The organism is Pseudomonas sp. Yb2C2, from assembly GCF_052112325.1.
Taxonomy (GTDB): Bacteria; Pseudomonadota; Gammaproteobacteria; order Pseudomonadales; family Pseudomonadaceae; genus Aquipseudomonas; species Aquipseudomonas marginalis.
This window is the reverse complement of record NZ_JAVAJK010000020.1, coordinates 113929-135278: the sequence shown is the minus strand read 5'-3', so window position 1 is coordinate 135278 and position 21350 is coordinate 113929. Positions and strand designations below refer to the sequence as shown.

Genomic DNA, 21350 nt, shown 5'->3' with positions numbered 1-21350 from the left:
CCCGGCAGGACGCCGGGTTAGCCGTCCTGGGCCAAGGATGGCCCATGACGGCGGCCCACGGATTCAAGCCTGCGTTCGGGCACACCGAGCCTAGGCGAGGTGCCGAGTGTTGGGGCAAGAGCCCTTTGGTTACTTTGGGGCTTTTCCAAAGTGACCCGCTGTAAGAGCGGAACCCTAAGTGGCCGTGACCGCAACAACGGATATGTACTCGGTCAAAGCCAACGACATGGTCGGCCCGAAGGCCGCCACGGAAGCAACCACCCTCACCACTCGGCACCTCGCCCAGGCTCGGTGTGCCCGTCACCCGGTGAGTGCAGCGACGCTTTGACGCCGTCCGGGCCATACCAGGCGTACCCGTAGTAGCGGTTGGTGAGGTTTTTCAGTTGCAGGTCAACCCTGACGACCGAGCGCAGTGTTGGTAGCGCAACAGCGGTTCAATAAAGTGTTCGATTGTCCTGGTCGTGAAGGGTGACTGGTACAGCGCCAACCCTCGAAGTGAGGGGCTTCCAGGCTTGGCATGAATTGTGTTGTGACCCGATTGGCGCTGACCCGACAACGGGAGGGAAACCTCACCTTTCATAAGAAACCACACCCATGCACAACGTCTTGCATCGCACAGTCATCGCCAGCCTGCTGGCACTCGGCGCCTTGGGCGGGCCGGTTGCCCAGGCCGCCAACGATCAACAGTTCATCCCGCTGGCCACCTACCGGGTCGGCGCCTACGCTTCCAGCGGCATTCCGTGGTGGGCGGGGGAGATTGATTACTTTCGCTACATCAACGAAGTCGAAGGCGGCGTGAACGGCGTCAAGCTGGTCTGGCAGGAGTGCGAGACCGAGTGGAAGACCGACCGCATCATCGAATGCTATGAGCGCTACAAAGCCGGTCTCGACGGCGCACCCACCGGGTTCTTCTTCACCCACAGCACACCGGCCTCCTATGCGCTGATGGACCGTGCCGCCATTGACCACATCCCGCTGATCGATGGCGCCGGCGGGCGTACCGAATCCACCGATGGCCGCGTGTTTCCCTACGCGTTCCCGTTGTTGCTTAACTACTACGGCCAGGCGTCGGTGGGCATCAACTACATCGCCCAGCGCGAAGGCGGCCTGGACAAGCTCAAGGGCAAGAAGATCGTCACCGTCTATCACGACTCCGCCTACGGCCGCGAAACCCAGGCAGCCATGCAATTGCTGGCGCAAAAATACGGGTTCGAGAACATCCAGATCCCCGTGGCCGACCCCGGCAACGAGCAGTCGACCCAGTGGCGCCAGGTGCGGCAGATCAACCCGGACTGGGTGTTCCTGCGCACCTGGGGCGTGTCCACCCCCGTCGGCATCAAGACCGCCGTGCGCTTTGGCATCCCCGTGGACCGCCTGATCGGTGATGTCTGGGCCGGCTCCGAAGCCGACGTGATACCCGCCGGCACCGCCGCTAAAGGCTACCAGGCGTTGGCGCCGTTCCCCGGTGGCGACAGTTTCGACATCCATAAAAAGCTCAGGCAGTTCATCCTCGATCCCGGCAAGAGCAACCTCAAGGACCCCAGCTACTTCGGCAAGGTCTACTACAACATCGGCCTGATCAACGCCGCGATTGCCGTCGAAGCGCTGCGCACCGGCCAGGCCAAATTCGGCAACCGCGCGCTGAACGGCGAGGAAACCCGCTGGGCGTTCGAGCACCTGGACATCGACGCCGCGCGCCTCAAGGCCATGGGCTTCGAAGGTCTGCTGGCACCGTTGAAGCTGTCCTGCGCCGACCACGAAGGTGGCGGCTCCGCCCGGGTGCAGCAGTGGGATGGGCAAAAATGGGTGCTGGTGACCGACTGGCTGCAGGCCGATCGCGCCACCTTGCGTCCGTTGATCGAAGCCAAGTCCGCCGCGTATGCCCAGGAGAAGGGCATCGTGGCGCGTGATTGCTCGGCACAGTAAACCTCAGGCGGCGCTTGCCGTAAGTTGCCGGCCAGGGATGGCGGCAATCAGTTCGCGGGTGTAGTCGCTGGCCGGCTGGTTGAAGATCTGCGCGACCGAGCCTTGCTCAACCACGCGGCCATTGCGCAGCACCAGCACCTCATGGGCGAAGTTGGCCACCACTGACAAGTCGTGGGACACCAGCACATAGGCAATGCCCATCTCCCGTTGCAGCTCTTCCAGCAGGTCGAGGATGCGCGCCTGCACCGACACGTCGAGGGCGCTGACCGGTTCATCCAGCAACAGCAGGTCGGGTTTCAACGCCAAGGCCCTGGCGATGGCGACCCGTTGGCACTGCCCACCCGACAGTTCACGGGGCAGACGATCCAGAAAGCTCACCGGCAGGTGCACGCGGCTGATCAACGCCCGCGCTGCCTGCTCCAGGGCGGCGCCCTTGAGCAAGCCAAACGACACCAGCGGCTCCACAATGCTGTCGAATACCGTGAAGCGCGGGTCCAGCGCCGCGAAGGGGTTTTGTTGCACCAGTTGCAGGCGTTGGCGCAACGGGCGGAAGTCGCGCCAGCTCAGGTCGGTGACGTCTTGCTGCTCGAACCGCACCCGGCCCTGGGTCGGCTTTTCCAGGCCCAGGGCGATACGCAGCGCGGTGCTCTTGCCCGAGCCGGACTCGCCGACGATGGCCAGGGTCTGGCCGGGGTAGACCTCCAGGCTCAGATCCTCCAGGGCCACGAAGGTCGAGGGCTCGCCCTTGACCTTGGGCAGGGCAAACGTCTTGCCGACGTTGTGCAGGCTCAGGATCGGCTCACGTCCCAGGTCGAGGTTGAGCAACGGTTCACGCCGCCTGGCGAAGGCGGGTGCGGCGGCGATCAGCGCGCGGGTGTAGTCGTGGCTGGGGTGCGCGAGGATCTGCCGTGGCGGACCTTGCTCTACCACTTCACCCTGTTGCATCACCAGGATGCGGTCGGCACGGTCGAGCGCCACGCCCAGGTCATGGGTGATGATCAGCAGGGAAATGCCGCGTTCACTGACCAGGCGCTGCAAGTGGTCGAGGATCTTGCGCTGCACGGTCACGTCGAGGGCGCTGGTGGGCTCGTCGGCGATGATCAGGCGCGGGTTGCCGGCCAGGGCGATGGCGATCAGCACGCGCTGGCGCATGCCGCCGGAGAGTTCATGGGGATACTGGCGTGCGCGAAGTACCGGCTTGTCGATGCCCACCTGTTGCAGCAGCTCGACAATGTCGGCGTCGACAGCGGGGTAGCGTTTGCCCTTGGCGAGTACCAGCGCCTCGGCGATTTGCTGGCCGATGCGCAATGTGGGGTTGAGGCTGACCATCGGGTCCTGGGGCACCAGGCCGATGGTGCGCCCACGCAGCTTGCGTTTCTGCCGTTCGCTGGCGTGGGTCAGGTTGTGGCCATCCACCCACAGTTCACCGGCGCCGATCTGCGCATTCTCGGGCAGCAGGCCTAGGATGGCGTTAGCCAGGGTGGATTTGCCCGAGCCGGACTCGCCGACAATCGCCACGGTCTCGCCCTGGGTGAGTGAAAACGACAGGCTGCGCACCGCCGGATTGAGCTGGCCGCCGGAACGGTAGTCGACACTCAGTTGGCGCACATCGATTAAAAGCGGCTGGGTGCTCATCGCTGGATCTCCTCGAACGTGCGGGCGATATGGTTGAGGCTGAACACCACGGCCACCAGGAACAGGCCAGGCAACAAGGACACCCACGGAGCAGTGATCAGGAAGTGGCGGCCGTTGGCTATCAAGGTGCCCCATTCCGCCGCCGGTGGGGCGGCGCCGAAACCGAGAAAACTCAAGCCTGCGGTGGCGAGGATCGCGGCGCCGAAATCCAGGGTCGCCAGCACGGCTACCGGGCCCCAGGCGTTGGGCAGGATGTGCCGCAACAACGTGCGGCCCCAACTGGCACCGCCCAGGCGAGCGGCTTCGACATAGGGCAGGGTTTTCACCCGCAGCACTTCGGCACGGGTGGTGCGGGCAAAGCCGGGAATGATGCCAATGCCCACGGCAATCGCCACGGGTACCGTACCGAAGCCAATGGCCGTGACAATCGCCAGGGCCAGCAACAGGCCGGGCAGGGCCAGCAGCACATCGACAAAGCGCATGATCAGGGCATCGATACGGCCACCGGCAAACCCGGACAAAATGCCGAGCCCCAACCCGCCCACCAGGGCGATGCCGACCGCCAGGGAGGCGGCCAGCACTGACAGGCTGGCGCCGTAGACCACGCGGGTGAACAGGTCGCGGCCCAGCTCATCGGTGCCGAACCAGTGGGTCAGGTTGGGGGCGCTGAGTTTGGCGGCGGGCGCGGTGGCGTAAGGGTCGAAGCTGCTCAGCAACTGCGGCGTCACGGCGGCGACCAGCGAGAACAGCACCACCAGCACCGCCAGGCTGAACCCTGGGCGGCGCAGCAATGGCAGGAGTGTCGCCGTTGCGCGTTGTAAGGGGCTGCGGCGGCGCCAGAGTGTTTCGCTGCGGATCAGTTTCCGGGTAAGCGTGGTCATGGTCTAGGACACCTTGGGCGTGTGGGAGATGCGCGGGTCGAGCCAGGGGTAAAGCAGGTCCACCAGCAGGTTCACCAGGACAAATGCCGCCGCCGAGACCGCGACGATGGCCAGCACCACCGGAATGTCCTGGCGCAGCACCGCTTCCTGGGCCAGGCGGCCGATGCCGGAGCGAGCGAAGATGGTTTCCACCAGCACCGCGCCGGACACGGTGTTACCCACCTGCAGGCCGATCAGGGTGAGGATCGGCAGCGCGGCGTTCCTGAACCCGTGGCGCGCCTGCACCTGGCCCCGGCTCAAGCCCTTGGCGTACGCAGTGAGGATATAGGCCTCTTTCCACACGCCCTGGAAGCTGCGTTGCAGCACTTGGGCGTACACCGCTGCGCTGGGAATCGCCAGGGTGATCGCCGGCAGCACCAGGCTTTCAACCCCGCGGCTGCCAGTGGCGGGAAACCAACCCAGGCCAAACGCAAACACCTGGATCAACAGCAACCCCATCCAGAACACCGGCACCGAAAAGCCCAGGGACGGCAAGCGCGCCAATGCCTTTTTCAGCGGTTGCCAGCGGATATACGCGGTGAGGTAAGCCAGGCCGATACCGCCGAGCAGCGAGAGCACAATCGCCAGGCCGGCCAGGGAAAGGGTCTGGGGAAGGCGTTCGGCGAGCAATTCGGCCACCGGGCGATTGAGTGACAGCGACTGCCCGAAGTCCCCGCGCAATGCCCCCAGCAGCAGGTCGATATATTGCTCGAACAGGCCTTTGTCCAAGCCGTAGTAGGCGCGCGCCTTGGCCAGGTCTTCCACCGACAGGGCGTCGGCTTCCATGCCGGACGCGCTGAGCATGATCGACAAGGTATCGCCCGGCAGCAGATAAAGGATGAAGTAGGTGATGCTATAGGCCCCCCATAGCACCAGCAGCGCCTGGCCGACCCGGCCGATCAGGTAGCGGCTCATGGCGTGCCGACCTCGATATCGCCCAGCAGCGCGAAGCCTTCGGCGGTCCAGCGGAAGTTTTTCACCTTGGGCGACGTCGCGGCCTGCCACACGCGCTCATACACCGGGAACGCCGAGCCCTCGTCGATCAGCAGGTCCTGCAGGTCGCCGTAGGCTGCCGCCCTTTGAGCGCTTTGGGTGGCGGTGATGCCGGCGTCAAACAGGCCCTTGGCGCGCTCAAGCACCTGCGGCTCAAAGATGTTCGTCGCTACGGTTGAGCTGTTGGCAGTACGTGGATCAAGGATGGTTTGCAGGATGATCGGATCGGCGCGGGTCATGTAGCTGATCGTCAGGTCGTAGTTGCCGGCGGAGTTGTTGGCGACCCATTCGGCACGCGTTACCACGCTGAGTTTTACCTCAATGCCGACTTTGCGCAGTTGGTCCTGCAGCAGCACATCGCCGGCGGTCTCGGCCTGCATGACGTTGTAGTTCAGGCTCAGGCGCTTACCGTCCTTCTGCCGATAGCCGTCTGCGCCTTTGGCCCAGCCGGCAGCGTCCAACAGGCGCTCGGCGCCCACCGGGTCATAGGCGAGCTTGGCGCCCTGGCTCTTGAAGTAAGGCGTGGTCACATCAAAGATGCCGTCTACCACCGCGAACTCGTCGTTGTAGACGGTACTCGCGTAGCTCTTGCGGTCGATGGCTTTCTGCACGGCGAGACGCACCTGTTTATCGGCCAATACGCGACCGCCACGGGTGTTGGGCAACAGGTTCAGGGAGGGCCCCGGCAGCGAGCGGCTCTGGATGGTGGCGCCCTTGGATTGGAACAGTTTCAGGTCGACTTCCGAGAACGGGTTGCGGGGCCACAGGATGTCGGCCTTGCCTTGCAGGAACAGGCCGTTACGCACGCTTTCCTCGGGGATGTAGGTGACGTCCACCGCATCCAGGTGCGCTTCGCCCTGGTTTTTCATATTGGCCGACGCCCAGGCGTAACCCTTGCGCTTGGTCAGGTGCGCGCCGACTTCCGGGGTGTAGCTGGCCAATACGAACGGGCCGGTGCCGATGATCTTGCCGAGTGAGCGTTCCTTGACGCTCAGCGCGTAGGAGGCCGGCGCGAGGATGGCCAGGTTGGTCGTGGAGGTCGCCTGCAGGAAGCCCGCATTGGGTTTGGCGAGCACCAGTTTGACGGTCAAGTCATCGACCACTTCGGCGTGATCAAAGCCTGCCAGGTACGTCGCGCCGAAGGTGGCCGGCAGCTCGGTCGCCAGTGCCTTGTTGCTGTCAAACGCGGTTTTCACGGCCTTGGCATCGAAGCGTTCGCCGTTGCTGAAGGTGACGTTGTCGCGCAGGTGGAAGGTGTAGGTCAACGCGTCGTCACTGACTTCCCAGCTTTTCGCCAGCCAGGGAATGATCCTGCCGGTCTGCGGGTCCTGGTCGGTGAGGGATTCGGCGATATTGCGCAGCAGCACCCGGTGTTCGAGCCAGTAGACCTGGAACGGATCAATGCTGACCAGGATGGTGTTGTCGCCAAAGAAGGCGATGTTCAGGGTCTTGCCGGCCTGGCTGTCACTGCCCGCAGGTGAGCAGGCGGCCAGGCTCAACATCAGGACGCAAGGGGCCAATAGACGGCTCATCAAGTTGGAGGTGTTCAATGGGATGCCCTCGTATGGCGATTGGCTTAGAAGTCGTAGGCCAGCTTGGTGTACCAGTAGCCACCGCCGGGGTAGAACGGCGGGTTACCGTAGGGCGCCAGGCCCAGGTTGCTGTAGACGGCGTGCCGGTCGGGGCGCACGTCGAAGATGTTGGTGCCGCCGATGCTGACGGTGATCTGGTCGACGAAGGTGTAGCTGACGTCCAGGTCGGTGATCCATTTCGCACCGAAGCTGCGGTCGCCGGAGGGGTTTACCGCCAGGGTCTTGACCGCACCGTAGCGGCTGGTTTGCAGGTTCACTGCGAGGTCCTCGACCTTCCAGTTGGCGCCCAGGATCCATTTGGTCTTGGGCGAGGCTTGCGTGAGATCGCCTTCGCGGTCGCGGCCCACCAGGGTGACGCCGGAGTTGGCCAGCGCACTCGGGGTGTCCCGTGTGCCTTCGATAGTGGTCTTGTTCCAGTTGAAGCCCAGGCTCCAGCGCACATCGCCCCAGGCATCCAGCGGCGTGGTGTGGTCGGCGACCACGTCCAGGCCACGGGTGCGGGTATCGAAGGCGTTGGTGTAGTAGTTGACCCAGGTCCCCGAGGGCACGCCTTGGGCGGTGAGGATGCCGTTGATCACGCCGTTGCCCTGATCGTAGATATTGCTGGTCAGGGCGATGCGGTCGTCGATGTCGATCAGGTAAGCGTCGGCGGTGATGCTGGTGCGCGGTGCCGGCTGCCAGGTCAAGCCCAGCCCGAGGTTGCGTGACTTTTCCGGCTTGAGGTCATCGCCACCCAAGGCCTTGGCCAGGTTGCTGCCCGACGGGGTCAGGCGGGTCACGGCGGGCACCACGTTGCCGTTCACGTCGACGGCCACCCGGTTGTCGGCCACGGTGTAGCCGATCTGGGTCAGGGATGGCGCCCGGAAGCCGGTGCCGACGGTGCCGCGCACGGCGACGCTGTCGGTCAACTCGTAGCGCGAATTCACTTTGAGGCCGAAGGTGTTGCCCGAGTCGTCATCGTAATGTTCGATGCGCCCGGCGACGTCGAGAAACCAGCGTTCGGTCAGGTCGAAGCCCAGGTCCAGGTAGCCGGCGTAGTTGTTGCGGATCAGGCTGACTTCATCCTCCGGGCGAATCGTCACCGCCGCCTGTGCGCCCGATGCCGCCGGGTAGGTGCCGGTGATATAGGCTTCGGGGTCACCGGCGAAGGTGCTGAAATGTTCCCAGCGATGCTCCAGGCCGGCCGACACTTGCACCGGCGAGGTCAGGTTGAACAGGCTGTCGTAGCGGCGAGTAAAGTCCAGGTTGTTCACCCACTGCTCGAAGCGAAAGGTCGCCAGGTTGTCGAACCTGGTCGGCGAGGCGGTGCCCAGGGACGGGTTGATATTCAGGTCGCTGGAATGGTGGACGTTGTTGCGTCCGTAGGTGGTGCTCAGGTCCCAGTTCCACTCGGCCGCCTGGCCCTTGCCGCCGAACAGCAGTTGGTAGTCGCGGTCCTTGATGTTGTTCAGCGGGTAGTAGCCGTCGGGGAACACCTCGGGCACGGCGGCCCGGCCGGTCGGCAGGCGGAAGTAGTTGGCGGCCTCGGCATCGCGCTCGCCGTAGGTTGAGAACGAGTAGAGCGTCAGGTCTTCCAGGGGCAGTTCGGTGTTGTAGGCGAGGTTGAAGGCCTTCAGGTCGGGGTCGCCGTTCTTGATTGCCACGCGGTCCCAGGCCGCTTCCCTGGCCGGGTCGTTGAAGGCGCGTACGCTGCTGTCGGCCTTGTCGTTCCACGCGGCCTCGCCGCGTTTGCGGGCGTCGGCGGAGAGGTGGAAAAAGCCGCCGTCGCCCAGCTTGAAACCCTGGTCGCCGGCCACCTTGATCGTCTCACCCTGGCCGGAAAACAACTGGCCGTAGCTGGTTTCCAGATGCCCGCCGCTGTTGCCGGTCTTGAGGATGATATTGATCACCCCGGCCACGGCATCGGAACCGTACTGGGCCGCCGCGCTGTCTTTAAGCACCTCGATGTGGTCCACCGAACTGACCGGGATCAGGTCGATGTCCACCGCATTGGCGCCGTTGTTGTCGATCGACCCGCGCTGGCCGGTGGCGCCGTTGTGCCGGCGTTTGCCGTTGACCAGCACCAGGGTATAGGCCGGGCCGAGGCTGCGGTTGCTCAGCGGACGCGTCACCGAGTTGTAGCCGGCGATATTGGTGCCGAAGTTGAACGACGGCAGCAGCTTGGCAATCGCCTCGGACAACTCGGCGCGCCCGGTCTTGAGCAACTGTTCGCTGTTGATCACGTCAATCGGTGCCGGGCTGTCGGCCACGGTGCGTTGCTGGCCACGCAAACCGGTGGAGATCACGGTCACCGTATCGAGCTTGGCCTCGTCGGCGGCGGCTTCGGCGAAGGAGGGCGCGCCGGCCAGCAGCAGGGAACTGGTCAGCAGTGACAGGTGGAATCTTCTGCGGGGTAGGGGGGCGGCGATGTCTGGCATGTCGGGAAGGGTCCATGTAAGCCTGCTGAAGGCTCCTGGTGATCGGGGGTACGTCCTCCGCCAGGCATGGGGTCGGTGTGTGGAATGAAGATATCCCTATAAAAAACCGTGGGGAAAGTCTTTTTTGGAATAAGCTAATTATTAGATATTGTTATCTTGTAAATTTATAAGATCATCTATTTTTATTATGTGTAGGGCCTTGGCGTGGGTTGAGTGTTCGACATCCAAAACATCGACGTGGGGTGGCATGCCTGAGGTCGGCGTGAGGATTCCCTGCGGCTGAACGTAAATCTTTAGTCTGGCTGGCGCCGGCCGTAAATGAGACTACGATAGTCTCCATCAAGTGCCGGGCAACGCTATCCATAGGGTGTTGTTTTTGTGGGCACCCGTTGGGCATACATTCAATTGACTGGTTCGGTTACCGGCTTCGCCAGATACCCAGGCTTTTATGGGCCGAACCAGCAACAACTTTTGAAGTATTTACGGTGGGGTCTTCATCGTAAGCGTGGACGTATGCAGGAGCGGTAATGGCAGTCAAGGAAGTGCTGCAAACCCTTAAAGGCGTATTTGCCTGCCTGTCGGGTGCGGTTGTGGTCCTGGATCGATCTGCACGGGTCGTGTTGGGCAACCCTGCGTTTTCAACGTTGCAGTGTCAGAACGGCGTCTCTCCTGAGGCAAACACCGAGTTTCTCTCCTTGCTGCGCCCGCAGGACAGCCAGCTTTTTTATGCGGCGCTGGAAAAGGCCGATGGGCAATCCCGGGTGTGTTTCGAGGCGACCGCGAGGCAGTCCGGCCGGTTGAACCTGTCGATGACACCGTGGCGCGACGACTATTTTATTGTTGAAATCCTTCCCCTGCCTGGGCCCCCAACCGCGCATTCCCACAGCGAGCGCTTCTCCGAGATCCCCCTTGAAGCCATTTTCGATTCCTCCGGCACTGGCTTGGCCCTCGTGTCACTGGACGGTCGTTGGCTGAGGGCCAATAGCGTCATTTGCAGGCTGCTTGGCTACAGCGAGGCACAGCTGCAAAACACCACGTTCATGGCCTTGACCCACCCCGAAGACCGCGAAGTGGGCAAGCAGCTGATAGAAGAGTTGAAGGGCGGTGCACGGCAGGGCGCTACCTTGCATAAACGCTACATCCACCACGACGGCCAGGTTGTCTGGGTGCGCCTGACCGTGGGGCTGGTGCGGGACGACCAGGGGCAGCCGATCTGTTTTGTCTCCCAACTGGAAGACATCACCGAGAACTGGCAGCTTCGCGAAACCTTGCTGGGCAGCGAGCTGAAATTCCTCACCCTGGCGGAGAATTCCCCCAACATTATTGTTCGCTACGATCGCAACCTGTTGCGTACGTACGTCAACCCGACGTTCCTGCTCTTGACCGGCATGTCTTATGACGAGGCCATAGGCGCCAGCCCCAGGGAGCAGCCCGGCGATTACCTCGACCATCTGCGTCATGTGGCATCCACAGGCGAGACCGCTCAATTCCTCAACAGTTGGCCGGCCGGCCCCGGTGGTGAAGCGGTGAGTTGTGTCGTCAGCCTGATGGCTGAACGCAGCCCATCCGGTGAGGTGGCAGGCGTGCTCGCACTGGCCCACGACATCACTGAGTTGCGCAAACAGCAAGTGCTTGAGGACGCACGTCTGCGCATCTTCGAAACAATGGCCACGGGCGCCTCACTGGACGAAACCCTGGGGTTGCTGGTGAGCTATCTTCAACTGGCCTTGCCTCACTGTTCCTGTGGCGTAGTGCTTGCTGAACCGCAAAGCCTCGATTCGTCGGTATCCAAGCCTTCTTCCGCCTGCTGGTACGAGCCCATCCTCGACAATCAGGGACAGACCCTTGGGGCTTTCGCGTTGTCGCGCTCGCCCGGCTCTGCGCTGGATGATAGCGACCTGCAGCGCGTGCGCCAGACCTGCCACATTGCCGCGATTGCCATTGAACGCTGGCGCTCCGAATCCTTGCTCAGGGAGCGCGAGCGCCGCTACCGGGATATTTTCGACCATACCCTGGACATGTTGTGCCTGCTGGAAGCAGCGCCACGGGGTGAGCTGCGCTGTGTCGAGGTCAATCCGGCCCTGTTGCAGGTACTTGGGAAACCCCATGGCGAGGTTATTGGCGAGGCGCTGGCGTCGATCTTTGGCCGGCTCAACGCGGAAAGAATCCAGGCCCTCCATGACCAATGCAGGGCCGCCGGACGGGTGGTGGAGTCTGAGGAGAGCATGGTGCTGCGCAACGAAGTGCGCAACCTGCACTTTACCCTGGTGCCGGTGGCCGACTCGGGCAGCGTGGGCCTGCGGGTGTTGGTGATCGGTCGTGATGTGACCCATTTGACCCGGGCCCGACAGAAAGAACTGGAACGCCAGCACGACATCAACGCCCTGGTGGAAAACAGCCCGGACGCCGTCGCGCGCTTGAGTGTTCTCGGCGAGGTGCTCTACGTCAATGCGCAGTTGCGAAAATGGGTGGGCGGGGCCTGGCCGGAACTGATGGGCATGCCCATGGATGAAGTGGTGCCCCTGAACGCCCAGTCCCAGCTTTTTCGAGAATTGGTGGCCCAGGTGATTCGCCAGAATAAAGCCACGGAACAGGAGTTCTTATTGTCGGGTTTGAAAACCGCGCCCAAGGTGGTGTTGATCCACTTTGTTCCCGAGGTCGACGGCCAGCGCGTCGTCAGCGTGCTGGCCGTCGGGCGCGATATTTCCAAGCTGCGCGCGGCGGAGCGGCGCCTGGCCAATTCCAACGCACAATTACGCGACCTGTCGACCCGCCGGGAAACGGCGCGGGAAGAGGAGCGCAAACTGATTGCCAGGGAGATCCATGACGAACTGGGCCAGCACCTGACGGCGCTGCGCATGGGCATCTCGTTGCTGAGGTTTCAGTTCGGCGCCGATACGCCTGAGCTCACCCCTCAGGTCGAGCGCTTGATGGGGCTGACCGACAAGACCATCCAGGTCGTGCGCAATGTGTCCACGAGCCTGCGCCCCTCCGCGCTGAACCTGGGGCTGGTGTCCGGTCTTGAATGGCTGACAGCCGAATTCGTCACCCTGACCCAGGTTCCCTGTGCGTTGAACCTGCCGCTGATTCCCCTGACCCTTCCGGATACCCACGTGACCGCAGCGTTTCGCATCGTGCAGGAATCGCTGACCAATATCGCGCGTTATGCCCAAGCGACGCAGGTCAGCGTCACCCTGAGCCCGCAGGAGACGCACTGGGTGCTCGAGGTCCAGGATAACGGCAAGGGCTTTGACCCCGATGCCGTCGGCCGCCAGACCCTGGGCTTGGCCGGCATGCGTGAGCGCGGCCTGATGCTGGGCGGCAAAGTGATCATTTTCAGTCATCCTGGGCAGGGCACTACGGTCCAGGCGTTCATTCCGATGCACAAGGATAGGTATTGATGATTCGCATGCTGATCGCCGATGACCACACCATCATGCGCGAAGGGCTCAAGCAACTATTCTCGCTGGTCGCCGACGTGCAGGTGGTGGCCGAAGCCGAGAGTGGTACGCAACTGATCGAACTGTTGCGCCAAGTCGAGATCGACCTGTTGCTGCTCGACATGAATATGCCGGGTATCAGCGGCGAGATTCTGATTGCGCGCCTGCATACCCAATACCCGAAACTGCCGATTCTGGTGTTGAGCATGCATAACGAAATCCATATCGCGCAACGGGCATTACGCGCCGGTGCACTTGGCTACCTGACCAAGGACCGCGATCCCGAAACCCTGTTGGTCGCGATGCGTCGAGTGGTCAGTGGCCAACGCTACCTGGACCCCGGGCTGGCGGAACAGATCGCGCTGCAAAGCAGTGGCTTGAAGCAGCAGACCTTTGTCGAGAGTTTGTCCGATCGCGAGTTCCAGATCCTGCGCCTGCTGGCGCACGGTATGAGCGTCAACCAGATCGCCGAGCAGTTGGTCATCAGTAACAAGACGGTCAGCACCCACAAGACCCGGCTGATGGAAAAAATGGGGTTTTCCTCCACCGCAGACATTGTGCGCTTCGCCATGACCCTGGGTATTTCGTGAAGCGTGTACGGGGGTAGGGATTTTCCTAGGCGGTTTTCCAGGATCCCTACCCCAGAATAGGGATGCTCCGATGGTGGCAGTGCCATTATCGGGCCAGTATCTCTTTCAAGCAGTCGAATGACCGGTCAGGTCGTGACGACATGCCTTGACAGGGAGACAAACCGTGAGCGCACCGACACCACCCCCTTCCGCTGCTTTGACCCTGTTTCCGGTTGCGTTCGCGGGTCTGCTGGGCGGGCTTGCGATTGCCTGGAGCGAGCGCTTCAGCATGGTGTCGCTGGCCGCTGGTGGCGCCTTGTTTACGTTGTGTATCGGCATGGGCCTGTGGGCAAACAGCAGGTGCCGGGCGCAGTGGGGTGGCCTGCAACAGCAGCTCGATCAACCGGCATCCATTGCTCCGACGCTGGCCGTCGATAACGGCCTGGCACAGGTGTGCGTCAGCGTGCTGCCGATCTGGTCGCGGCAGATAGAAGCGGCGCGTTCGATCAGTGAAACCTCGATTCTCAGCCTCAGCGAGCGTTTTGGCGCGCTGTCATCCAACATCAGCCACAGCGTCTCCAGCAATGGCGGCCAGGACGCTTCGCAACAATTGGTCGACTTGCTGGAGGTGGGCCAGGCCGACCTCAACTCTATCGTCGTGGCCCTGCGCGCCGCGCTCACCAATAAGGAGAATGAGCTCAAGGAAGTCATGCAACTCTCGGGCTTCACCGAGCAGCTTCAGCAGATGGCCAAGTTTGTCGGCGACATCGCCAGTCAAACCAACCTGCTTGCCCTCAACGCGGCTATCGAAGCTGCGCGAGCCGGGGAGGCGGGGCGAGGGTTTGCGGTGGTCGCCGATGAAGTGCGCAAGTTGTCGAGCATGTCCGGCGAGACCGGGCGCAAGATCAGCGAAACCGTGATCACCGTCAACGCCGCCATCGCCCGTACGGTGCAGATGTCCCGCCACCACGCCGAACAAGACACCCTGACCCTCGCCGATTCGGAGCGCGTGGTGTCGGAGGTTATCGAACATTTTCGCGCAACCGCCCAGACCATTGTGCGCAACAGCCATGACCTGCAGCAGCAGAGCGCCAACGTCGCCGACGAGATTGCCCAGGTGCTGGTTGCCCTGCAGTTCCAGGACCGCGTCAGCCAGATGTTGACCTTGATTACCCGCGACCTCGACAAGTTGCAGCAGCAGTTGGACGAACGTCATGAGTCGAGCCTCAGCGGACAGTCCCTGGCGCCAATGAGCAGTGACCGTTGGCTGCAGGAGCTGTCAACGGCCTACACCATGCCGGAGCAGCACGCCATTCATGGCGGTAAAGCGCCTGCCCAGGCCGCTGCCAACGAAATCACGTTTTTCTAGAGGAGTTTTTCCGATGAGCAAAACCATTCTGATCGTCGACGACTCGGCCTCCATCCGCCAGGTGGTGAGCATCACCCTCAAAGGCGCCGGTTACGACGTGATCGAAGGCTGTGATGGCAAAGACGCCCTGAGCAAACTGGACGGCCGCAAAATCCACCTGATTGTCAGCGACGTGAACATGCCCAACATGGATGGCCTCAGTTTCGTCAAGGCCGCCAAGCTGTTGCCGGCCTACAAGTTTACGCCGGTCATCATGCTGACCACCGAAGCCAGCGATGCGATGAAGCAGCAAGGCCAGGCTTCCGGTGCCAAGGCCTGGATGGTCAAGCCCTTCCAGCCTGCGCAAATGCTGACTGCCGTCTCCAAGTTGATCCTGCCATAGCGATGACCAGCGACCGCTGGCCAGGAGGTTTGCATGAAAAGCTCCGTCCCGATGCTACGTCGAATCCAGGTCATGGAGGGCCCCTTGACGATCTACACGGCTGCCGAGCAAAAGGACGTGCTGTTGTCGTTGTTTCCCCTGGCCCATGAAGTCGAGTTGGACCTGTCCAGTGTCGATGAACTCGACAGTGCCGGTTTGCAGCTGTTGATCCTCATCAAGCGCGAGTCTCTCAAGGAGGGCACCCAGCTGTTGCTGAGCAACCCCAGTTCGACGGTGAGCGAAGCCTTTCGCCTCAGCGGCCTTGACGACTACTTCACCAATGCGAGTTTCACCCAGTCGGTCGGAGCGTAAGCGTATGAACATGGATGACGTGCTGCAGACGTTCATTGCCGAAAGTCGCGAGCTTCTGTTGCAAATGGAAGATGCGCTGCTGCAGATCGAGAAGTCGCCCCAGGACCTGGACACCATCAACGGCCTGTTCCGCGTGGCCCACACCATCAAGGGGTCGGCCGGCCTGTTTGGCTTGATGCCGATCGTTGAGTTCACCCATGTCGCCGAAAGCGTGCTGGACCGGGTGCGCAGCCTGGAAGTGCGCGTCGACGAGGCGTTGAGTGCGTTGTTCCTCGACGCCCGTGACCATATCGGCCAATTGATCGACCTGCTGGCCGAGGACGGCAACCTGGATCGCCTGGACGAACCGGTGCGGGCTCAGGGTCAAGCGCTCATTGAGCGGCTGTCGCTGTATCTGGACGCGGCGGTCTCGACCCCGGCGCCTACCCTTCAAGCGCCGGCGCCGGCGGATGAGCCAGGCGCCAGTCCCGGCCATTGGCATTTGTCGCTGCGCTTTGGCCCGGATGTGTTGCGCAATGGCATGGACCCCTTGGCGTTCCTGCGCTATCTGAGCACGCTGGGGCGTTTGCTGCACACCGTTACCTTGTTCGATGGGTTGCCGCCCATGACCGCCATGGACCCGGAAACCAACTACCTCGGGTTTGAACTCGCACTGGCCAGCGACGCGTCCCTGGAGGTCATCGACGGCGCCTTTGATTTTGTCCGCGAGGACGCGCTGGTTCGCATCCTTGCGCCGAATGCCACGGTGCAGGCGTGTCGGACCCATCTCGACGAGTTGCCGGAAGACAACGCCGCGCTGATCGAGCTGCTGGTGCGTTGCGGCACACTGACCGAGGCCCAGGCCTTGCTCGTGACCCAGGACGCCGAGCAGGCACCGGTCGAAACGCGCAGCGAGCCTGATGTCCAGGATTCGACAACGCCGCCGGTCAAGGCCGGCAAAAGCGCGGCGAGTAACGAAGGCAACCTGATTCGGGTCGATGCCGCCAAGCTGGACCAACTGATCAACCTGGTCGGCGAGCTGATCATTGCCGGTGCCGGCGCCAACCTGGTGGCGGTACGCAGTGGGATTGGCGAGATGATCGAAGCCACCAGCCTGTTATCGCGGCTGGTCGAGGAAGTACGCGACTCGGCGCTGACCCTGCGCATGGTGCAGATCGGCGCAACCTTCACGCGGTTCCAGCGGGTGGTGCGGGACGTCTCAAAAGAGTTGGGCAAGGACATCGTGCTGCACATCGGCGGCGGTGAGACCGAGCTGGACAAGACCGTCGTCGAACGCATTGGCGACCCGCTGACCCATTTGGTGCGCAATGCCATGGACCACGGCATCGAGCCTGCGTCGACGCGCCTCCAGCGGGGCAAGCCGGCCCAGGGCACGGTACGCCTGAATGCCTATCACGAATCCGGCAGCATCGTGATCGAGGTGTCCGACGACGGCGGTGGCCTGGCCAAGGACAAGATCCTGGCCAAGGCCCGTGAGCGTGGTTTGGTGGGAGAGGGCCAGCAGCCGTCGGACAAAGACATTCTGAATTTGATCTTCGAGCCGGGATTCTCCACGGCCGACCAGGTCAGCAACCTGTCCGGGCGTGGCGTAGGCATGGACGTCGTGAAGCGCAATATCACGGCGTTGCGCGGCAGCGTCAGTCTCGAGAGCGAAGTCGGACAGGGCACCACGGTGCGCATCCGCCTGCCGCTGACGCTGGCGATCATTGACGGTTTCCTGATCGGGGTGGGCAAGGCTTCTTACGTGATTCCGCTGAACATGGTGGAGGAGTGTATCGAGCTGGCCCCTCAGCGGGGCACCGAAACCGGCTACCTGGACCTGCGGGGCGAGGTGCTGCCAATCCTGCGGCTACGCGACATGTTTGATGTGCAAGAGCCTGGAGGCAACCGGGAAAACGTGGTCGTCGTGCAATACGCAGGCTTGCGTGCCGGCCTGGTGGTCGATCGCCTGCAGGGGGAGTTCCAAACCGTGATCAAGCCACTGGGCAAAGTGTTTGGTGATGCCCATGGGCTGGGCGGGTTCACCATCCTCGGAAGTGGAGCCGTTGCGCTGATCCTGGATATCCCGAATTTGCTAGGACAGGTTGCCAAGGAAACCCCACATCGTTCGATCCCAAGCCCTTTATCGACTCATTGAAGCGTCATCAGGAGTGCCTCGCCATGACTGTTATTAGAAATATCATGTTGCTGGTTTTCACAGCCATGCTGGGTGTCTGCGTGTTGGGTGGCACCAGCCTGTACCTGGCCGGTGAAATCAATACGAGCGCCAGCTATGCCAACGTCAACACGGTGCCCAGCCTGCTGGAGATCGACCGCGCCGCCGCGGCCTTCACCGACCTGCACGCCTTGCAATGGCAACGCTTGAACGAGACCGACAAAACCAGCGTGCCGGCTTACGCGGCCAGCGTGGCGCAGGATTTCAGTGCCGTAGGCAAAGCCCTGGATCGCTATCAGGCCGAGTTGACCTCCGACGAGCACGATACGGCGTTGTTGAAACAACTGCGCGGCCACTTGGCTGAGTTTGCGGCGTTGCAGACGCACTTCGACAAGCTCATCGATGACGGTGACCAGGCCTCGGCCCGTGCATTGATCGAGACGAGCCAGCCCCTGCAGACCGCCGTGCTCACGGCGATCGGCGAGCTGCGTGAATACAACCTGGAACTGGGGCGCAAGGGCCAGGTGCTTGCCACCACCACCGAGAAGAACGCACGCACCCTCATCCTGCTGGTGAGCGGCCTGACCCTGGTGGCTACCCTGCTGATCGGTGTCTTGCTGGGGCGCAATCTGATGCGCCGGCTCGGGGCGGAACCTACCGTGGTGCAAGCCTATGCGGCACGTCTATCGGCTGGCGAGTTGAATGCCAAGGCAACGCTCAAGGCGGGAGACACCACCAGCCTGATGGCGAGCATGCAGCAGTTGGGCGCGAACCTGCATGAATTGATCGTGGAGATGGACCGTATGTCCAGTGAACACGACAAGGGCGAGATCGATGCACAGATCGATGCCGGCCGTTTTCATGGCAGTTACCGCTCCATGGCCCAGGGCATCAACGATATGGTCAACGGCCACATCGCAGTGAAGAAAAAAGCTATGGCCTGCATACGCGCCTTCGGTAACGGTGATCTGTCTGCGCCCCTGGAACAATTCCCCGGCAAAAAAGCCTTTATCAACGACAACATTGAGCTGTTGCGCACCAACATCCTGGCGCTGATCAATCAAATGCAGCACATGTCCAGCGAGCATGAAAAAGGTGACATTGACGTGATGATTGACGTCGAGGGCTTCTCGGGTTCGTACCGGGATATCGGCCAGGGCATCAATGACATGGTCAACGGCCATATCAACGTGAAGAAAAAAGCCATGGCCTGTATTCGCGCGTTCGGCGAAGGGGATTTGTCCGCGCCTCTGGAGCGTTTCCCCGGCAAGAAAGCCTTCATCAATGAAAACGTCGAGCAACTGCGCGCCAATATCCTGGCCCTTGTGGAAGATACCAGCGAGATCAGCGACAGTGCGCTGATCGGCAAGCTGGACACCCGCCCTGACGCCGCCCGGCACCAGGGCGATTTCCGCCGCATCATCCTCGGTATCAACGGTTCTCTGGACGCGATCATCGTACCGATCACCGAGGCCATGGAGGTGCTGTCGGCGATGGCCGCCGGCGACCTGACCCGCAGCATTACCGGCGACTACCAGGGCAAGTTCCTGGAGCTGAAGCACTCGGTCAATGGCACCGTGGAAAAACTCTCGGAAATCATCGGCGAAGTGCGCGGCTCGGCGGACTCGCTGTCGAGTGCTTCGGAAGAGATCTCCGCCACCGCCCAAAGCATGGCCCAGTCGGCTTCCGAGCAGGCGGCATCGGTCGAACAGACCTCGGCGTCGATGGAGCAAATGTCAGCGTCCATTTCCCAGAACACCGAAAATGCCAAGGTCACCGACGGCATGGCGGGCAAAGCCAACAAGGAAGCGTCGGAAGGCGGTCGAGCCGTGAAGGACACCGTGGCGGCGATGAAAACCATCGCCGAAAAAATCGGCATCGTCGATTCCATTGCCTACCAGACCAACTTGCTGGCGCTCAACGCGGCGATCGAAGCGGCACGGGCCGGCGAGCACGGCAAAGGCTTTGCAGTGGTCGCGGCCGAAGTGCGCAAACTGGCGGAACGCAGCCAGATTGCCGCACAGGAAATCAGTGAGGTGGCCAAGAACAGCGTGGCCCTGGCCGAACGGGCGGGCAACCTGCTGGACGAGATTGTGCCGTCGATTGCCAAGACCTCGGACCTGGTGCAGGAAATTGCGGCTGCCTCGGAAGAACAATCCATCGGTTCCGAACAAATCAACAGCGCGATGTCGCAGATGAGCCAACTGACCCAGCAAAACGCGTCGGCCTCCGAGGAACTGGCGGCGACGGCCGAGGAAATGAGTGGCCAGGCCGAGCAGTTGCAGGAACTCATGGGGTTTTTCACCGTGCAAAGCAAACGTGCCGGGCGCAATGTCTCGATGCCCCAGATCAGCCGAGCCATGTCCACCCAGGACCTGGACAGTCGCTCCTCGGACGGCGGTTTCGTCCGCTTCGGGAGTTGACCCATGGGCACCTCAGCGGTCATGCAGGGCGCTGTCGAACCTGTGTCGCCAGTGGATGAACCCTTGCAGTACCTGACCTTCCTGGCGGCCGAGGAGATGTACGCGGTCAATACCCTGAGCGTTCGTGAAATCATCGAATACAACCAGGTGACCAGCGTACCGATGATGCCGGAATTCCTGCGGGGGGTTATCAACCTGCGCGGCTCGGTAGTGCCGGTCGTGGACCTCAAGGCGCGTTTCGGCAAGGGCACGACGGTACTGGGCAGTCGCACCTGCATCGTCATCCTTGAGGCGGCGAAGGAGGGCGAATCCCAGGTCCTGGGGGTGGTGGTGGACTCGGTCAGCGAAGTGATCGAGATACTCGAGATCGATATCAAGCCCGCTCCGGCGTTCGGCAATCACATTCGCACCGACTTCATCGGGGGGATGACCAAGGTGCGAGGCGAGTTCGTCACGCTCCTGCAGATCGAGCATGTGCTGTGTGTCGATGAGATAGCCGGCCTGATCTCTGTATAGGTATCTCAACGCTGAACCCCCGGCGGATAGGGCTGTTGTGGTGAGCGGGCTTGTCCCGCGCCGGGGTGCGAAGCGCCCCTGATGAAGACGAAAACGTATTTGACCCGAGGTGAATCATGGCCCCACCCATCGACAGTCCAGGCAATCCCAGCGTCTCGAGCCCGAGCCAGTACCTTACCTTTGTGCTGGGGGAGGAGATGTTCGCCGTGGGCACGCTCAACGTTCGGGAAATCATCGAATACGGGCCGATCACCAGCGTGCCGTTGCTGCCTCCCAGCATACGCGGGGTGATTAACCTGCGCGGCGCGGCGGTGCCCGTGCTCGACCTGGGGGTGCGCTTCCGTGGCGAACGCACGGTGCAGACTCCAAGGACCTGCTTTGTGATCCTTGAGGTACAGGCCAATGCCCAGCGCAAGCCGGTGGGCATCATTGTCGATGCGGTCAGCGAGGTCCTGGAAATCGCCGACCAGGACATCGAACCCTCGTTGAATTTCGGCACCGATGTCAGGGCCGACTTTTTACTGGGCATCGGCAAACTGGAGAGCGGTTTCGTGCTGTTGCTGGACATCGGTCGCGTGTTGTCCCTGGAACAGGTCGATGCGCTGGCCAACCTTGAGTCTTCGCTACCTTCGATCGCCTGAACAGGCTGGGGGAATGTCCTG

15 protein-coding genes and 2 pseudogenes are annotated in these 21350 nt (G+C 62.2%); 12 read left to right on the top strand and 5 right to left on the bottom strand.

Translation table 11 applies throughout. From position 1 onward, the window contains the following. Positions 1-184 precede the first annotated feature (184 nt). A complete protein-coding gene (locus Q8X51_RS24740) occupies positions 185-328 on the top strand; it encodes a hypothetical protein (RefSeq protein ID WP_407694527.1) in 144 nt (47 codons plus the stop codon). A 266-nt stretch (positions 329-594) separates the two neighbouring features. Further along, the gene (locus Q8X51_RS24735; protein ID WP_065927721.1) at positions 595-1926 is read left to right on the top strand and encodes an ABC transporter substrate-binding protein; all 1332 of its coding nucleotides are present in this window, start codon (positions 595-597) and stop codon (positions 1924-1926) included. Between the two features lie 3 nt (positions 1927-1929). Here the strand turns inward: Q8X51_RS24735 and Q8X51_RS24730 are convergent, their stop codons facing one another. Genes Q8X51_RS24730 through Q8X51_RS24710 form a run of 5 tightly spaced genes read right to left on the bottom strand, consistent with a single transcriptional unit; the run spans position 1930 to position 9483 of the window. Beyond that, positions 1930-3561: a dipeptide ABC transporter ATP-binding protein gene (locus tag Q8X51_RS24730; RefSeq protein WP_065927720.1), complete on the bottom strand. Its 1632-nt coding sequence runs from the start codon at positions 3559-3561 to the stop codon at positions 1930-1932. Then, on the bottom strand, positions 3558-4442 hold the full coding sequence (locus Q8X51_RS24725; protein ID WP_141606339.1) for an ABC transporter permease: 885 nt from the start codon (positions 4440-4442) through the stop codon (positions 3558-3560). The genes Q8X51_RS24730 and Q8X51_RS24725 overlap by 4 nt, the downstream gene beginning before the upstream one ends. 3 nt (positions 4443-4445) lie before the next feature. After that, a complete protein-coding gene (locus tag Q8X51_RS24720) occupies positions 4446-5396 on the bottom strand; it encodes an ABC transporter permease (RefSeq protein ID WP_065927718.1) in 951 nt (316 codons plus the stop codon). Further along, a complete protein-coding gene (locus Q8X51_RS24715) occupies positions 5393-7006 on the bottom strand; it encodes an ABC transporter substrate-binding protein (protein ID WP_074846634.1) in 1614 nt (537 codons plus the stop codon). Before Q8X51_RS24715 ends, Q8X51_RS24720 begins: the two co-directional genes overlap by 4 nt. A gap of 44 nt (positions 7007-7050) precedes the next feature. Further along, positions 7051-9483, bottom strand: coding sequence for a TonB-dependent receptor plug domain-containing protein (locus Q8X51_RS24710; RefSeq protein ID WP_407694526.1), 2433 nt, complete (start codon positions 9481-9483; stop codon positions 7051-7053). Between the two features lie 527 nt (positions 9484-10010). Here Q8X51_RS24710 and Q8X51_RS24705 point away from each other — a divergent pair. From Q8X51_RS24705 to Q8X51_RS24660, 10 genes and pseudogenes are all read left to right on the top strand, one after another. Next, positions 10011-12884 (top strand): PAS domain-containing sensor histidine kinase, encoded by a 2874-nt coding sequence (locus Q8X51_RS24705; protein ID WP_407694525.1) that lies wholly within the window; start codon positions 10011-10013, stop codon positions 12882-12884. Continuing rightward, the gene (locus tag Q8X51_RS24700; protein ID WP_065927714.1) at positions 12884-13513 is read left to right on the top strand and encodes a response regulator; all 630 of its coding nucleotides are present in this window, start codon (positions 12884-12886) and stop codon (positions 13511-13513) included. The genes Q8X51_RS24705 and Q8X51_RS24700 overlap by 1 nt, the downstream gene beginning before the upstream one ends. 268 nt (positions 13514-13781) lie before the next feature. Continuing rightward, on the top strand, positions 13782-14861 hold the full coding sequence (locus Q8X51_RS24695) for a methyl-accepting chemotaxis protein (RefSeq protein ID WP_407694551.1): 1080 nt from the start codon (positions 13782-13784) through the stop codon (positions 14859-14861). 13 nt (positions 14862-14874) lie between these two features. After that, a complete protein-coding gene (locus Q8X51_RS24690) occupies positions 14875-15243 on the top strand; it encodes a response regulator (protein ID WP_027605685.1) in 369 nt (122 codons plus the stop codon). 33 nt (positions 15244-15276) lie between these two features. Then, positions 15277-15594, top strand: a complete 318-nt coding sequence (locus Q8X51_RS24685; RefSeq protein ID WP_065927713.1) for an STAS domain-containing protein — start codon at positions 15277-15279, stop codon at positions 15592-15594. Positions 15595-15598: 4 nt separating this feature from the next. Further along, positions 15599-17731, top strand: coding sequence for a chemotaxis protein CheA (locus tag Q8X51_RS24680; protein ID WP_137211781.1), 2133 nt, complete (start codon positions 15599-15601; stop codon positions 17729-17731). A 23-nt stretch (positions 17732-17754) separates the two neighbouring features. Beyond that, positions 17755-19272, top strand: a pseudogene (locus Q8X51_RS24675) (MCP four helix bundle domain-containing protein); the annotation flags it as partial. 63 nt (positions 19273-19335) lie between these two features. Continuing rightward, positions 19336-20052 (top strand): annotated as a pseudogene (locus Q8X51_RS24670) (methyl-accepting chemotaxis protein); the annotation flags it as partial. A 123-nt stretch (positions 20053-20175) separates the two neighbouring features. Next, positions 20176-20688: a chemotaxis protein CheW gene (locus tag Q8X51_RS24665; protein ID WP_162844263.1), complete on the top strand. Its 513-nt coding sequence runs from the start codon at positions 20176-20178 to the stop codon at positions 20686-20688. A 116-nt stretch (positions 20689-20804) separates the two neighbouring features. Beyond that, positions 20805-21329 carry a chemotaxis protein CheW gene (locus tag Q8X51_RS24660; RefSeq protein ID WP_065948699.1) on the top strand — a complete coding sequence of 175 codons (525 nt, stop codon included), beginning with the start codon at positions 20805-20807 and terminating at the stop codon, positions 21327-21329. The last annotated feature ends 21 nt before the right edge of the window (positions 21330-21350 follow it).

Bases quoted from the DNA above. Each gene is read 5' to 3' on its own strand.
- Q8X51_RS24720 (WP_065927718.1), bottom strand. From the start codon at position 5,396: ATGAGCCGCTACCTGATCGGCCGGGTCGGCCAGGCGCTGCTGGTGCTA.
- Q8X51_RS24685 (WP_065927713.1), top strand. From the start codon at position 15,277: ATGAAAAGCTCCGTCCCGATGCTACGTCGAATCCAGGTCATGGAGGGC.
- Q8X51_RS24715 (WP_074846634.1), bottom strand. From the start codon at position 7,006: ATGAGCCGTCTATTGGCCCCTTGCGTCCTGATGTTGAGCCTGGCCGCC.
- Q8X51_RS24680 (WP_137211781.1), top strand. From the start codon at position 15,599: ATGAACATGGATGACGTGCTGCAGACGTTCATTGCCGAAAGTCGCGAG.
- Q8X51_RS24695 (WP_407694551.1), top strand. From the start codon at position 13,782: ATGGTGTCGCTGGCCGCTGGTGGCGCCTTGTTTACGTTGTGTATCGGC.
- Q8X51_RS24710 (WP_407694526.1), bottom strand. From the start codon at position 9,483: ATGCCAGACATCGCCGCCCCCCTACCCCGCAGAAGATTCCACCTGTCA.
- Q8X51_RS24730 (WP_065927720.1), bottom strand. From the start codon at position 3,561: ATGAGCACCCAGCCGCTTTTAATCGATGTGCGCCAACTGAGTGTCGAC.
- Q8X51_RS24690 (WP_027605685.1), top strand. From the start codon at position 14,875: ATGAGCAAAACCATTCTGATCGTCGACGACTCGGCCTCCATCCGCCAG.
- Q8X51_RS24660 (WP_065948699.1), top strand. From the start codon at position 20,805: ATGGCCCCACCCATCGACAGTCCAGGCAATCCCAGCGTCTCGAGCCCG.
- Q8X51_RS24735 (WP_065927721.1), top strand. From the start codon at position 595: ATGCACAACGTCTTGCATCGCACAGTCATCGCCAGCCTGCTGGCACTC.
- Q8X51_RS24725 (WP_141606339.1), bottom strand. From the start codon at position 4,442: ATGACCACGCTTACCCGGAAACTGATCCGCAGCGAAACACTCTGGCGC.
- Q8X51_RS24665 (WP_162844263.1), top strand. From the start codon at position 20,176: ATGGGCACCTCAGCGGTCATGCAGGGCGCTGTCGAACCTGTGTCGCCA.
- Q8X51_RS24700 (WP_065927714.1), top strand. From the start codon at position 12,884: ATGATTCGCATGCTGATCGCCGATGACCACACCATCATGCGCGAAGGG.
- Q8X51_RS24705 (WP_407694525.1), top strand. From the start codon at position 10,011: ATGGCAGTCAAGGAAGTGCTGCAAACCCTTAAAGGCGTATTTGCCTGC.